Raw genomic sequence first — 13,194 nt, 5'->3', positions numbered from 1 at the left:
CGGCACGGAGTCCGCGCCGCGGCCCGGCGCCGTACGCGCCGGCTCACTTCTTCAGCGGCCGGATGCTGCTCTTGATCTTGTCGATCACCGACTGCGAGAGCTGGTCGGAGACACCGCGGTCGCAGTAGAGCACCCAGACGACCAGCTTCTTGGTCGGGTCGGTCTGGGTCGGGTCGGACCAGGCGACGGTGTAGGCCGCGCCGCCGGGCGACGAGCACTTGTTGGCCTTGACCAGGTTGCTGGCCGTCGCCGACGCCTGCCAGCCGGAGATGCCGTAGGCGTTGGTGAACGGCTTGCTGTTCTGCACCTTGGAGAAGGTGCCCTTGCCGTTCGTCTGGTACGCCCAGTACGCCCACGCCGTGGCCTGCACCTCGGCGGCGTTGCGCACGCTGGTCGCGCCGTTGGCGCCCTTGGTGCCCGCGGCGGCGCGGTCCGAGGAGCTGCTGCCGCTCTTGCACCAGGCGTGCTTGTAGTACGCGGGCGCGCCCATCGCCACGGCGGGCTGGTCGGACTTGTCCGTGAAGCCGATCGTCATGCTCTCGCTGTCGACCGTCCAGTCCGGCGGCACGTCGAAGGCGACGTTGCGCAGCGTGCGCTTGACGACCTTCCAGCCCGGCACGACCGCCTTGACGTCCGTGGAGCCGGGCGCGCCGCGCGGGTCGTCGCCGGTGTCACCGGGGACGTCGGTGGAGGTCGCGGTGGGGGAGGGGGTGGATGTCGCCGTGGCCGTGGGGGACTTGGGGGCGGTCGCGGTGGGGCTCTTGTCCTTGCCCGCCTCGTCCTTGGAGCCGCCGCGGGTGTAGAGGACGCCGCCCACCACGGCGGCGATCACCGCGACCGCGGCGACGACCGCGATGCCGATGTTCCGCTTGCGGTTGTCGGGCGGGCCGCCCTCGGGCCCGCCGGGCACCGGCGGACCCCATGCCTGCGGCGTCGGGTAGCCGCCGGGCGGCTGCTGCTGGTAGCCGGGCTGGGCGTACGGCGACGGGGTGTCGTAGGACGCCGCGGGCTGGCCGTACGCCTGGGTCGGCGCGTACGCCTGCTGCTGGGGCGGCGGCGGGGGCGGCTGCTGGTACCCCGGGGGCGGGGTGCCGGGTGCGGCCGGCGGCTGAGCGGGCTGCTGGTAGCCGGGCTGGGCGTACGGCGACGGCGTCTCGTAAGGCTGTGCCGGCTGGCCGTACGGCTGAGTCGGCGGATACGGGTTGCTGGGGGGTGGGGCACCCTGCGGGTTGTTCTCTCCCCCGGATTGCTGGTCTCCTGGCCACATGGCTGGAAACACTAGGGGAGTGAGCTGTGCGGTTCCATGCCGGATACCCCTACTCGCTGGTAACATGAACGCATGTCCGAGACCATGCCCTCGATAGGCGAACTGCTGTCGGCCACCGTCCCGATGGTGCGCACCCTCAATCTCGAGTATCTGGAGACCACCGCGGAGCGCGCCGTGGTCTCGCTGCCCGACCAGCCCGAGTACCGCAACCACGTGGGCGGACCGCACGCCGGCGCCATGTTCACCCTCGCCGAGTCCGCCAGCGGCGCGATCGTGCTGGCCGCCTTCGGCGACCAGATGAGCCGGGCCGTGCCGCTGCCGGTGCGCGCCGAGATCTCCTTCCTCAAGCTGGCCAGGGGCCCGGTGACGGCGACCGCCGAACTGGGCAGGCCCGTCGCCGAGGTCGTGGCCGAACTGGACGCGGGCCAGCGCCCCGAGTTCCTCGTCGAGGTCGCCATCCGGCGTGCGGACGGCGCCGAGACCGGCCATCTGTCGATCGTTTGGACCCTGCGTCCCAACGACTGAGCCCCGCAGCCCCGCAGCCCCGCGGACTCGTGCCCGACCGCCGGTGAACGTGCGCCGGAGCGGCCCCTGACCGGCCGCTTCCGGCGGCCTTTCCCGGCGGTCGGTTACGCTTCGATGGTGTGCGCCGGGCGCGCACCGTCGAATGTTGTCGCGGGGAGGATCCGGCTGTGCACGTCCAGGAATGGCTCGACGGCATCCCACCGATCGCCGTCTACCTGATGGTGGCGCTGGTGGTCGGTGTGGAGAGCCTGGGCATCCCCCTGCCGGGCGAGATCGTCCTGATGAGCGCCGCGCTGCTGGCGTCGCAGGGGAACGTCAACCCCTGGCTGGTCGGCCTGTGCGCGATCATCGGCGCGGTCGGCGGCGACTCCATCGGCTACTCCATCGGGCACCGCGGCGGCAAACCGCTGCTCGACCGGCTCGGCGCCAGATTCCCGAAGCACTTCTCACCCGGCCATGTGGCCACCGCCGAGCGCTCCTTCCAGCGCTGGGGCATGTGGGCGGTCTTCTTCGGCCGGTTCGTGGCCCTGCTGCGGATCTTCGCCGGACCGCTGGCCGGTGTGCTGAAGATGCCGTACTGGAAGTTCCTGATCGCCAACGCGCTCGGCGGCATCGTCTGGGCGGGCGGCACCACCGCCGTCATCTACTACGTGGGCGTGGTCGCCGAGCCGTGGCTCAAGCGCTTCGGCTACTTCGGACTCGCGGCGGCCGTGCTCTTCGGCATCGCCTCGTTCGTCTTCGTCAAGCGGCGCGCGGCCAAGATGCAGGCCGAGATCGAGGCCGCGACGGACCGAGAGGTCGCGGCGGTCCCGGGGGAGTAGCCCGCTCCCGCCGGGCGGCCCCGGTGGGTCAGCCGCCGAGGGCCGCGCGGTGGACCTCGGCCAGGGCCACGTAGTGCTCGGCGTTGAGGCGGACCGTCTCCTTCTCCTCCTCGGTCAGCTCCCTGCGCACCTTCGCGGGCACGCCCGCCACCAGGGATCCGGGCGGCACCCGCATGCCCTGCGGCACCAGGGCTTGTGCCGCGACCAGTGAACCGGCGCCGATGTGCGCGCCGTTGAGCACGGTCGCGCCCATGCCGATGAGCACACCGTCCTCGATCACACAGCCGTGCAGCACCGCGTTGTGCCCCACGGAGACATCCGCGCCGACGACGGCCGGAAAGCCCGGGTCGGCGTGCACCGAGCAGTTGTCCTGGATGTTCGAGCCCGCGCCGATGCTGATCGACTCGCAGTCTCCCCGTAGCACCGCGTGGTACCAGGTGCTGGCGCCCGCGCCGAGCGTCACGTCACCGAGCACCACGGACGTCGGCGCGACGAACGCGGCCGGATCGATCTCCGGCTTCTTCCCGAGGATCTCCGCGATCAGCGCCGCCGCGGGCGCCCCGCCCGCCGCCGCTACCTCGTCCGTCATGCCAACCATCCTCACAGCCGGTCGTCTGGTGTCCCACCGCACCGTATACGGTGGGCCCGTGCCCAAGAACGAGAACGTGTTCTCCTCCGCGACCGCCGCCGCGGCGGCCTGGCGCCGTCGCGCCGCGTCGCGGCTGGTGCACCGCGGCTGGCGGTGGGTGCAGCAGGCGGGCGCCGTGACCGCCGCACGCCCCGGGCCGCTGCGGTTCGGCCGGATCGGCGAGGGGACCCGGCTCGCCTTCCCGCTCGGCACCGTCTTCGGCGAGGCGTGGATCCACCTCGGCGACCACTGCATCATCGGCGAGCAGGTCACCCTCACCGCCGGGATGATGCCGGGCCTCGACCTCGGCCCCGAGCCGGTGCTGCGGCTGGGGAACGGCGTGGTGCTCGGCCGCGGCAGCCATGTCGTGGCCTCGGCGCCCGTCGTCTTCGGCGACGACGTCTACTGCGGGCCGTACATCTATGTGACCAGCGACAATCACTCCTACGACGACACCACGCAGCCCGTCGGCAGGCAGTGGCCGCGGACCGCCCCGGTCGAGATCGGCAGCGGGAGCTGGCTCGGCTCCGGATGCGTGATCCTGCCCGGCGCCCGGCTCGGCAGGAACGTGGTGGTCGCCGCCGGCGCGGTGGTCCGCGGCGAGGTGCCCGACTTCGCGGTGGTGGCCGGCGCCCCCGCCCGGATCGTACGGCGCTGGGACCCCGACACCGGCTGGCAGCCGCCGCTGCGCACCCCCACCCCGCTGCCCGTCCCCGAGGGCGTCACCACCGAACAACTGCTGGCCCTCGCGGAACTGGACGACACCGCCGACGGCCCCGGCCTGACCGCCCCGGCCTGACGGCTGCGACCCGGCCGCTGCCCGGGGTTTGTTACGTTTCCCGGTATGCGCGCACCCATCGGCGGCTTCGACGACGCCCACCCCGCCACCGAACGCACCGAACTCCTCCCGGCCGCGGTCGCCGCCGCCGTCACCGCGGAGATGCTCTTCGTGGACAGCGACCCGGCGATCGCGGACACCGCGGTCTTCGCGGCCACCTACGGCGAGGACCTGCTGCGGCAGTCCGCGAACTGCGTCGTCGTCGCGGGCAAGCGCGGCGGCGACGTCACCCTCGCCGCCTGCCTGGTGCTGTCCACCACCCGCCTCGACGTCAACGGCACGGTCCGCCGCCATCTCGGCGTCCGCAAGGCGTCGTTCGCCCCCATGGAGACCGCCGTCGGCGAGACGGGCATGGAGTACGGCGGCATCACCCCCGTCGGCCTCCCCCCGCACTGGCCCCTCCTCGTCGACGCCGCCGTCGTCGACACCCCCTACCTCGTCATCGGCAGCGGCAGCCGCCGCGGCAAACTCATCGTCCCCGGCAAAGCCCTCGCCGCCCTCCCGGGCGCGGTCATCCTGGAAAACCTCGCCGCCTGAGAGCCCCGAAGGTGCGCGGGGCGAAGGACGGTGCCCACCGAGCCCCGAAGGGGCGCGGGGAACTGCGCGACAAGCCCCCACCAACCCGCGTCCGGGGACGCAACCGCACCCACCTACGGCGAGTCCCGCCCCACCGCACCGAGCGCAGCGGGACCGCACCCACCTACGGCGAGTCCCGCCCCACCGCACCGAGCGCGGCGGCCCGCCGCTTGGACACGTCCAGAGAAAGCGCGACCGAATGGTCGCTGAACCCCAACTCCCGATAAAGATGCTCCGCGTCAGCGGTCGCGTGCAGATCCACCCGCGTCACCCCCCGCTCCGCGAGCCAGTCGAGCAACGCCTCGGTGACCATCCGCGCGTACCCGCGCCCGCGGTACGCCGGATCCGTGCAGATGCTGAAAATGAAGCCGAACCGCCCGGTGGGATGCCCGGGAGCGGGCAGCCGCTGCTCCACCGTGCCCACCGCGCAAGCGGCCAGCCCGCCGCCGGGGCCGTCGGCGTCCACCACGAAGACGCCGGTCGTCAACTCGCCCTGCCCCGACAGCTGTTCGCGCAGCAACTTCTCGGCCGCCTCCTCCCACGGACCGGGCTCGTCGCGGCCCGTCATGGCCTGGAACATCACACGGCGCAGACGCACGACTTCGGGCGCGTCCGCGGATATGGCGGCTCTTACGGTGATCATGCCAAGACGCTAGCGGTCGTCAGGCCGCCCGTCATCGGACTTTCGGTCCCCGACTCCCAGCCTGCGGTGCAGCGCCCGCCCGGCCCGTACCACCACCGTGCCGACCATCAGCCCCACCACCACCGACACGAACCGCGCCCACCAGGCGTCGGGCAGCACACCCATCAGGGTGGCGAAGGCCGCCACCCCGAGCGCGAGGCCGAGCACCGGCAGGGCGAGGAACCAGAGCTGCGCGTACGTCCTGTCGTCCAGGCCGAACGGCGGCGGCGGGGTTTTGGGCGCTTTGCGTGCCATACCGCCACCGTAGCCGCGTCCGTCAGTCCATCAACGGGATCTCGATCGCGGGGCAGCGGTCCATCACCATCCGCAGGCCCGCGGCGAGGGTGCGGTCGTACGCCGCCTCGTCGACCACCCCGAGCTGGAACCAGACGGCCTTCGCGCCCACCGCGACCGCCTCGTCGGCGACCTCGCCGGCCAGCGCGGAGTTGACGAAGACGTCGACCACGTCGACGGGGAAGGGGATGTCGGCGAGCGAGGCGTACCCCTGCTCGCCGTGCACCGTCTCGGCCTTGGGGTGGACCGGCACGATCCGCTTGCCGTACCGCTGGAGCACGGCGGCGACCCCGTAGGCCGCGCGCGAGGTGTTGTTCGACAGCCCCACCACCGCCCAGGTGTCGCCGGTGTCCCGCAGGATCTCCCGTACCGCCGCCGCGTCGCCGTACACGCCGTCCTCCAGCCGCTCGTCCAGTCGTCGTGCCTGGTCAAACGTGCGGGCGCGGTCGGCCATTCCCGACGGCCGGGCTACGCTGAACGGATGGTGGAGCGGTATCTGACGGTGGCGCGCGCGGGCGTGCACGAGAGCGAGATCAAACGCTCCCGCTTCCTGTGCGCGCTGGCCCCGGCGGACAGCGAGGAAGCCGCGCAGGCGTTCGTCGCCCGGGTCCGCAAGGAGCACCCCGGTGCCAGCCACAACTGCTACGCGTACGTGATCGGTCCCGACGGGCGGCTGCACCGGGCCAGTGACGACGGCGAGCCGGGCGGCACCGCGGGCACCCCCATGCTCCAGGTGCTGCTCGGCCGGGAGGTCCGTGACACCGTGGCGGTCGTGACGCGCTACTACGGCGGTGTGCAGCTCGGCGCGGGCGGTCTCGTCCGCGCCTACGGCGGCGCCGTCTCCGCGGCCCTCGACGCGATCGGCACCGTCGAGCGGCGCCGCCTCGTCCTCGTCACGGTCACCGTCGACCACCAGCGCGCGGGCCGCCTGGAGAACGACCTGCGCGCCGCGGGCCACACCATCCGTGACGTCGGCTACGGGGCGGCCGTCACGATCCGGCTGGGCGTACCGGACGCCGAGGCCGCGGCGTTCGCCGACTGGCTCGCCGACGCCACCTCAGGCGCCGCCACGGTCGAGGTGAACGGCGGCGCCTGGGTGTGACGGCTCAGCGTGCTTCGTCGAGCCCCGTCAGGTAACTGATACGGCGCAGCGTCGCCCGCTTGGCTATCTCCTTGCCCGGCGCGTAGGTGTCGGAGTCGTACCAGGCCCTCGCCCGCTCCATGCTGGGGAAGGACAGCAGGGTGAAGTTCTTCTTCGGGTCCCAGTCCCCCTCGACCGGCTCCGGGGCGGCGTTGACCGCCAGGAACTGCCCGTCGAATTCGGCCACTGCCTTACGGGCCAGCTCCCGGTATTCGCCCATTGCCTCCAGATCGATCAATTCGACTTCGATCAGGACATACGCGGTCATCGACAAACTCCCGTTGGTGAGTAAGCGGACGGTACTTCGGAACCGAGAGGAATCCTAGTGCCACTCTCGGTGTCGATCGGCAGTCAACTCGCTTGTTGCCAGAGCCGGTTGGCGCCGCCGTCGCACGCGCCGGGCGCCGCGCCGCGGGCGGTGCCCGACGGGTTTCCGTCCCGTGAGCGCATACACTCCAGACGGTGATCGGCCCGGGCCGCGGAGCGGCCGAGGGCCTGGGCGGACGAGGCGGTGACCCACGCGAGCGTGCGGGTGCCGTGCGGCGGGCGAGGAACGGCGAGGGCGAACGTGCTGGTGGGGGCAGTCCTGTGAGATTCCTGCACACCTCGGACTGGCACCTCGGCCGGTCCTTCCACCGGGTGAGCCTGCTCGACGCACAGCGGGCGTTCCTCGACCACCTCGTGGCCACCGTCCGCGCCGAGCGTGTCGACGCGGTGTTCGTCGCCGGTGACGTCTACGACCGGGCCGTGCCGCCACTCGCCGCCGTCGAACTCTTCGACGACGCCCTGCACCGGCTCGCCGACCTCGACGTGCCGACGGTGATGATCTCCGGGAACCACGACTCCGCGCGGCGGCTCGGCGTCGGCGCCGGGATCATGGGCCGGGCGGGCATCCACCTGCGCACCGACCCCGCGACCTGCCACCGGCCCGTGCTGCTGCCCGGCGCCGACGGCGACGGCGACATCGCGGTCTACGGTCTGCCGTATCTCGAACCGGCGCTCGCCCGTGAGGAGTTCGCGGCCGAGCGCGCCGACCACACCGCGGTGCTCTCGGCCGCCATGGACCGTATTCGCGCCGACCTGGCGGAGCGCCCGGCGGGCACCCGCAGTGTCGTCCTCGCGCACGCCTTCGTCACCGGCGCGGCGCCCTGCGACAGCGAACGCGACATCACCGCCGGGGGCGTCGAGGCCGTGCCCGCCGTGCTGTTCGACGGCGTCGACTACGTGGCGCTCGGCCATCTGCACGGCTGCCAGACGGTCACCGAACGCGTCCGCTACTCCGGCTCCCCGCTGGCCTTCTCCTTCTCCGAGGAGCGGCACCGCAAGAGCATGTGGCTGGTCGACCTCGGCCCCGGCGGCGAGGTCGCCGCCGAGCGCGTCGACACACCGGTGCCGCGGGCGCTGGCCCGGATCAGCGGCCACCTCGACGACCTGCTCGCCGACCCGGCGCTCGACCGCCACGAGGACGCCTGGGTGGAGGCCACGCTCACCGACCCGTACCGGCCGCACGAGCCGATGGCGGCGCTCGCCCGGCGGTTCCCCCATGTCCTCAGTCTCGTCTTCGCCCCCGAGAACGGTGACGACGACCCGCTGGCCTCGTACGCCCGGCGGCTGCGCGGCCGCAGCGACCAGCAGATCGCCGAGGACTTCGTCGCGCATGTACGGGGCTCGGAGGCCGACACCCAGGAACGCGCGGTGCTGCGGGACGCGTTCGACGCGGTGCGCGCCGACGCCGTACGGACGGAAAGCTGACGATGCGACTGCACCGCCTCGAACTCACCGCCTTCGGCCCGTTCGCCGCCACCCAGCGCGTCGACTTCGACGAGCTGTCGGCCGCCGGGCTCTTCCTGCTGCACGGCCCTACCGGCTCCGGCAAGACATCGGTCCTGGACGGCGTCTGCTTCGCGCTCTACGGGCAGGTGCCGGGCGCCCGGCCCGCGACCCGGCTGCGCAGCGACCACGCCGCGGACGGCGCCGTCACCGAGGTCGTCCTCGAACTGACCGTCGGCGGACGGCGGTGGGAGATCACCCGGCGGCCCGAGCACCAGCGGGCGAAGAAGCGGGGGAGCGGCACCACCACCGAGCGGGCGGTGACGCTGCTGCGCGAGCACATCGGCGGGGAGTGGCGCGCGCTGTCCAAGTCCCACCAAGAGGTGGGCGAGGAGATCAAGCAGCTCGTGGGGATGAGCTGCGAGCAGTTCTGCCAGGTGGTGCTGCTGCCGCAGGGCGAGTTCGCCACGTTCCTGCGGGCGACCGCGACCGAACGCGCCGACCTGCTCGGACGGCTCTTCGACACCCGCCGTTTCCGTTCCGTCGAGCGCTGGCTGCGCGACCGCAAACAGGACGCGGGACAGCGGCTCGACCAGGGTGACCGCGACCTGACCCATCTCGCCGAGCGGATGCGGCAGGAGGCGGGCGCGGACGCCCTCCCGCTCGCTGCCTGGCTGCCGGAGGGCGCCGCACCCGGCCACCCCGACTACGCCCCCGGGCTGCTGGAGTGGGCCGCGATCCTGCGGTGCACCGCGCGCGAGCAGTACACGGTCGCCGCCTCGGCCGTCGCCCGCGCGGAGGCGGCCCACACCGCCGCGGCGGCCACCGCCGCCGCCCAGCGTGATCTGCACGCCCTCCAGCGCCGCCACGCCGCCGCCCGCGAGCGCGCCGACGCCCTCGCCCTCTCCCGGGACACCCGCACCGCCGCCCGCGCCCGTCTCGCCGCCGCCCGGCGCGCCACCACGGTCGAACCCGCCCTGGCCCTGTGCGACAAGGCGGCACTCCAGCACGACGAGGCCGGGTCCGCACGGGACGCGGCGCTCGCGGCCCTGACGGGCCCCGGGGCGGACGGCCCCGCCGCCGCCGCCGAGGCGCTGGTGGCCGAAGAGCGGCGGCTGCGCGAGGAATTGGGAGCTCTGGCGGGCGCCGCCGGGCTGGAGGAGCGGGTACGGGAGATCGCGCGGCGCCGGGCCGAGGTGGAGCGGGAGGAGCGCGGGGACGAGGACGCCGTGCGCGAGGCCGAGACCTGGCTGGAGGGCTGGCCCGCGATGCGTGCCGCGGCGCAGGGGCGGCTCGACGACGCGCAGGAGGCGGCGGCACGCGTCGGCGGGCTCGGCGCCGAACTGGACCGGGCGGAGCGGCGGTTGGCGGCGGGAGCCGAACGCGACGCGCTCGCCCGCGAGTCGGCGCGCGCCGACGACGCCCGGCGCGACGCCCGCGACCGGGTGGCCGGGGCGCGCGAGGCGTGGCAGGACCTGCGGGAGGCCAGGATCACCGGCATCGCCGCGGAGTTGGCGGCGGAGCTGACCGACGGCGAGCCCTGCCGGGTCTGCGGCTCCGCCACGCACCCCGCGCCCGCACTGCCCTCGCCGCGCCAGGTCACCCGTGCGGACGAGGACGCCGCCCATGAGCGTTACCAGCGGGAGTCCGCCGGGTACGAGCGGGCCGGCGCCGAGGCCGTACGGCTCCGCACCGCCCTGGACGCGGCAGCCGCCACGGCAGGGGACGCGCCGCACGCCGAACTGGCCGCGGCACACGCCGAACTGGCCGCCGAACACACCCGGGCGGCCCGCGGCGCCGCCGAACTGCCCGAGGCGCGCAGGGCGCTGGCCGTGGCCGAGGAGGAGCGCGACCGCCGTACCGCACTCCGCGCCGAGGCCCTGCGCCGGGCCGCCGCCCGTACCTCCCGGCGTGAGGAACTCGACCGGCAGCACACGCAGTTGACCGCCGAACTGACCGCCGCCCGCGGTGGGCACCCCAGCGTCGCCGCCCGCCGCGACGGGCTGGCGGCCCGTATCGCGCTGCTGGACCGCGCCGTGCACGCGGTGCGCGCCCGCGCCGAGAGCGGGCAGCGGCTCACCGAGGCACGCACCGCGCTGGCGGACGCGGCCGTACGCGCCGGGTTCGCGTCCGCGGACGAGGCCGCCGCGGCGCTGCTGACATCCGCCGAACTGCGTGAGGCCGAGCGGCGCGAGCAGGAGTGGGCGCGTGAGGAGGCCGGGGTCGAGGCGGATCTGGCCGCGCCCGAACCCGCCGCCGCGGCCCTACTGCCCCCGGCGGACCCCGCCGCCGCACAGGCCGCCGCCGAGGCCGCCACCCTCCGGCTGCGGAACGTCTCCGCGACCGTCTCGGCCGCCGCGTCCCGCTGTACTGAACTGGACCGGCTCGGCGCGGCGGCCACCGCCGCGACCCGTGAACTGGCCCCCGCCCGGGCGGCGTTCGCCCGTATCAAGCGGCTGTCCGACCTGGCCTCGGCCAACTCGGCGGAGAACCAGTACCGCATGGAGCTGGAGACCTACGTCCTCGCGGCCCGGCTGGAGCAGGTCGCCGCGGCCGCCGCCGTACGCCTGCAGCGGATGTCCGCGGGCCGCTACACGCTGGTGCACAGCGACGCGCGCGGCGGCGGAAGGTCCAAGTCAGGGCTCGGCCTGATGGTGGTCGACGCGTGGACGGGGACCGAGCGGGACACCGCCACGCTCTCCGGCGGCGAGACCTTCTTCGCCTCGCTCGCCCTGGCGCTGGGCCTCGCCGACGTGGTCACCGACGAGGCGGGCGGCACCCGGCTGGACACCCTCTTCATCGACGAGGGCTTCGGCAGCCTCGACGACCAGACCCTCGACGAGGTGCTCGACGTCCTCGACGGGCTGCGGGAGCGCGACCGCGCGGTGGGCATCGTCAGCCATGTCGCCGACCTGCGGCACCGCATCCCGGCCCAACTGCGGGTCGTCAAGGGCCGGGACGGGTCGCGCGTCAGCCTGCGCACGGCCGTACTCCCCGGCCCCCGGACCGGCTCCTCGCCGGCGCCCGGCCCGCGGGAGGCGTCGGCGGCGGCCGTCAGAGGCTGAGCGGCCGCCGCTCCAGCGGCGAGGAGTAGACGATGCTCGTCGTGACGGCGCCCAGACCGGAGATCCGCCCGGTGATCTCCTCCAGGTGCCGCATCGAGCGCGCGGCGACCTTCATCACGAAGCAGTCGTCGCCCGTCACATGGTGTGCCTCCAGCACCTGGGGCGTGGTCGCCAGCATGTCGTGGAACGGCTTGTAGTTGCCGGTCGGGTAGCGCAGCCTGACCAGCGCCAGGATGGGCAGTCCGACACGGTCGAGGTCGACCACCGCGGAGTAGCCGGTGATCACCCCGGCCTCCTCCAGCCGCCGCACCCGCTCGGTCACGGCGCTCGGCGACATCGAGACCGCGCGGGCCAGCTCGGCGTAACTGGCCCGGCCGTCGCGTTGCAGGGCCTCCAGCAGACGCCAGTCGGTGGCGTCGAGGGAATGAGCGGTCATCTCTCAGGGATACCAGGGGAAACCCCGGCCGTTCAAGACGATCCCCGGGGAATCCCACTTCCTCGCCGCGATCATGGATCGTAGATTCTGCCCCATGACACAGCAGCAGCTCACCGCCTCGCGGAACCCCGTCCTGAGCGTCCCTCCGGCGGCCCCGGCAGACGCCGCCGCCTACTTCGCCGCGAGCCTCGCCTTCCACGCCGATGTCTCCGACGTCGCCGCGGTGGTGGCGGCAGGCGGCGACGCCCGCACCCGGGGATTCACCGTGGTCGACTCGCGCTCCACCCAGTCCTGGGACCAGGGGCACATCCCGGGCGCCGTCCATCTGCCCACCGCCCAGATCCCGCAGCTCGCCCCGGAGTTCCTCGACCGCGACACACCGGTCGTCGTCTACTGCTGGGGCCCCGGCTGCAACGGCGCCACACGCGCGGCCCTCGCCCTGGCCACCCTGGGCTACCAGGTCAAGGAGATGCTCGGCGGCATGGAGTACTGGATCCGCGAGGGCTTCCCCTACGAGACCGCCGACGGCCCGGCCCGCCGCGAGCCCGACGCCCTCACCGCCCCGGTCGGCGCGGACGACTGCGGCTGCTGAACCGTCCGGCGGCGCCGGCGCCTCAGGAGGGCAGCGACGTCAGTTCGTACGACCACAGCTCGCCGCGGTCGGCTTTCCGGGTGAAGCCCACGCGCTCCAGGACGGCCTGGGAGGCGCGGTTGCCGGGCTCGGTGGTGGCGAGGACCACGGTGACCTCGGGCTGGCCGAGCGCCCAGCGGCACAGGGCGCGGGCCGCGTCGGTGGCCCAGCCCGCGCCGCGACCCGACTCGGAGAGGTCGTAGCCGATCTCCACGGTCCCGGCGTCCGGGGGGCCGTGGAATCCGGCGCCGCCGATGGCGACCATGTCCTCGGTCCGCTGGATGGCGAACACCCCCCAGCCGCCCCGGTAGACGCCGGCCGCCGCGGCGGCGAGCGTCATCGAGGCCGCGCCGACGGTCCCCTCGCCGGGGACGCCGTCGATCCACACCAGGGAGGCGGGCTTGCCCTCGGCGAGCAGCGCGGCGTCCTCAGGAAGCTGCTCCCGCAGGGTCAGTCGGCCCTCGGTGAGGACGAGCCGTCCACCGTCATGGGAAGCGTGCAGGGTCATCGCGCCGTACCG

General features: G+C 73.9%; 16 protein-coding genes. 8 read left to right on the top strand and 8 right to left on the bottom strand.

The window, feature by feature from the left end:
• Positions 1 to 43: 43 nt before the first annotated feature.
• Positions 44 to 1,267 (bottom strand): hypothetical protein, encoded by a 1,224-nt coding sequence (locus AB0M29_RS30575; protein ID WP_365388477.1) that lies wholly within the window; start codon positions 1,265 to 1,267, stop codon positions 44 to 46.
• A 72-nt stretch (positions 1,268 to 1,339) separates the two neighbouring features.
• Here AB0M29_RS30575 and AB0M29_RS30570 point away from each other — a divergent pair, with 72 nt between their 5' ends.
• Complete coding sequence (locus tag AB0M29_RS30570) at positions 1,340 to 1,792, top strand: DUF4442 domain-containing protein (protein ID WP_365388476.1); 453 nt, start codon at positions 1,340 to 1,342, stop codon at positions 1,790 to 1,792.
• A 167-nt stretch (positions 1,793 to 1,959) separates the two neighbouring features.
• Positions 1,960 to 2,613 carry a DedA family protein gene (locus tag AB0M29_RS30565; RefSeq protein ID WP_365388473.1) on the top strand — a complete coding sequence of 218 codons (654 nt, stop codon included), beginning with the start codon at positions 1,960 to 1,962 and terminating at the stop codon, positions 2,611 to 2,613.
• A 28-nt stretch (positions 2,614 to 2,641) separates the two neighbouring features.
• Here AB0M29_RS30565 and AB0M29_RS30560 read toward each other — a convergent pair whose 3' ends face one another.
• Positions 2,642 to 3,202, bottom strand: a complete 561-nt coding sequence (locus AB0M29_RS30560; protein WP_365388471.1) for a gamma carbonic anhydrase family protein — start codon at positions 3,200 to 3,202, stop codon at positions 2,642 to 2,644.
• A 58-nt stretch (positions 3,203 to 3,260) separates the two neighbouring features.
• Here AB0M29_RS30560 and AB0M29_RS30555 point away from each other — a divergent pair, with 58 nt between their 5' ends.
• On the top strand, positions 3,261 to 4,040 hold the full coding sequence (locus AB0M29_RS30555) for an acyltransferase (RefSeq protein WP_365388469.1): 780 nt from the start codon (positions 3,261 to 3,263) through the stop codon (positions 4,038 to 4,040).
• 45 nt (positions 4,041 to 4,085) lie between these two features.
• Positions 4,086 to 4,616 (top strand): YbaK/EbsC family protein, encoded by a 531-nt coding sequence (locus tag AB0M29_RS30550; RefSeq protein ID WP_365388466.1) that lies wholly within the window; start codon positions 4,086 to 4,088, stop codon positions 4,614 to 4,616.
• A gap of 163 nt (positions 4,617 to 4,779) precedes the next feature.
• On the opposite strand, the gene AB0M29_RS30545 is transcribed toward AB0M29_RS30550, so the two are convergent.
• From AB0M29_RS30545 to AB0M29_RS30535, 3 genes are read right to left on the bottom strand one after another with little or no spacing between them, the layout of a single operon-like run.
• Entirely contained in the window at positions 4,780 to 5,298 is a 519-nt protein-coding gene (locus AB0M29_RS30545) for a GNAT family N-acetyltransferase (RefSeq protein ID WP_365388464.1), read from the bottom strand.
• A 9-nt stretch (positions 5,299 to 5,307) separates the two neighbouring features.
• A complete protein-coding gene (locus AB0M29_RS30540; protein ID WP_365388462.1) occupies positions 5,308 to 5,592 on the bottom strand; it encodes a hypothetical protein in 285 nt (94 codons plus the stop codon).
• A 22-nt stretch (positions 5,593 to 5,614) separates the two neighbouring features.
• Positions 5,615 to 6,022, bottom strand: coding sequence for a CoA-binding protein (locus tag AB0M29_RS30535; RefSeq protein WP_365388492.1), 408 nt, complete (start codon positions 6,020 to 6,022; stop codon positions 5,615 to 5,617).
• A gap of 90 nt (positions 6,023 to 6,112) precedes the next feature.
• Between AB0M29_RS30535 and AB0M29_RS30530 the strand changes: the two genes are divergently transcribed.
• A complete protein-coding gene (locus AB0M29_RS30530; protein ID WP_365388460.1) occupies positions 6,113 to 6,733 on the top strand; it encodes a YigZ family protein in 621 nt (206 codons plus the stop codon).
• A 4-nt stretch (positions 6,734 to 6,737) separates the two neighbouring features.
• Here the strand turns inward: AB0M29_RS30530 and AB0M29_RS30525 are convergent, their stop codons facing one another.
• A complete protein-coding gene (locus AB0M29_RS30525; RefSeq protein WP_365388458.1) occupies positions 6,738 to 7,040 on the bottom strand; it encodes a DUF1330 domain-containing protein in 303 nt (100 codons plus the stop codon).
• Positions 7,041 to 7,360: 320 nt separating this feature from the next.
• Here AB0M29_RS30525 and AB0M29_RS30520 point away from each other — a divergent pair, with 320 nt between their 5' ends.
• A complete protein-coding gene (locus tag AB0M29_RS30520) occupies positions 7,361 to 8,524 on the top strand; it encodes an exonuclease SbcCD subunit D (protein WP_365388456.1) in 1,164 nt (387 codons plus the stop codon).
• 2 nt (positions 8,525 to 8,526) lie between these two features.
• A complete protein-coding gene (locus AB0M29_RS30515) occupies positions 8,527 to 11,607 on the top strand; it encodes an SMC family ATPase (protein WP_365388454.1) in 3,081 nt (1,026 codons plus the stop codon).
• Here the strand turns inward: AB0M29_RS30515 and AB0M29_RS30510 are convergent.
• Positions 11,597 to 12,043: an Lrp/AsnC family transcriptional regulator gene (locus AB0M29_RS30510; RefSeq protein WP_365388452.1), complete on the bottom strand. Its 447-nt coding sequence runs from the start codon at positions 12,041 to 12,043 to the stop codon at positions 11,597 to 11,599. The two genes, AB0M29_RS30515 and AB0M29_RS30510, sit on opposite strands and share 11 nt — an antisense overlap.
• Before the next feature lie 94 nt (positions 12,044 to 12,137).
• On the opposite strand from AB0M29_RS30510, the gene AB0M29_RS30505 reads away from it, so the two are divergent.
• Positions 12,138 to 12,635, top strand: coding sequence for a rhodanese-like domain-containing protein (locus AB0M29_RS30505; RefSeq protein ID WP_365388450.1), 498 nt, complete (start codon positions 12,138 to 12,140; stop codon positions 12,633 to 12,635).
• A 22-nt stretch (positions 12,636 to 12,657) separates the two neighbouring features.
• On the opposite strand, the gene AB0M29_RS30500 is transcribed toward AB0M29_RS30505, so the two are convergent.
• Positions 12,658 to 13,182: a GNAT family protein gene (locus AB0M29_RS30500; protein WP_365388448.1), complete on the bottom strand. Its 525-nt coding sequence runs from the start codon at positions 13,180 to 13,182 to the stop codon at positions 12,658 to 12,660.
• Between the last annotated feature and the right edge of the window lie 12 nt (positions 13,183 to 13,194).

The sequence above is a fragment of the Streptomyces sp. NPDC051976 genome, assembly GCF_040680795.1.
Lineage (GTDB): Bacteria > Actinomycetota > Actinomycetes > Streptomycetales > Streptomycetaceae > Actinacidiphila.
This window is presented reverse-complemented; position numbering and strand designations above follow the sequence as displayed.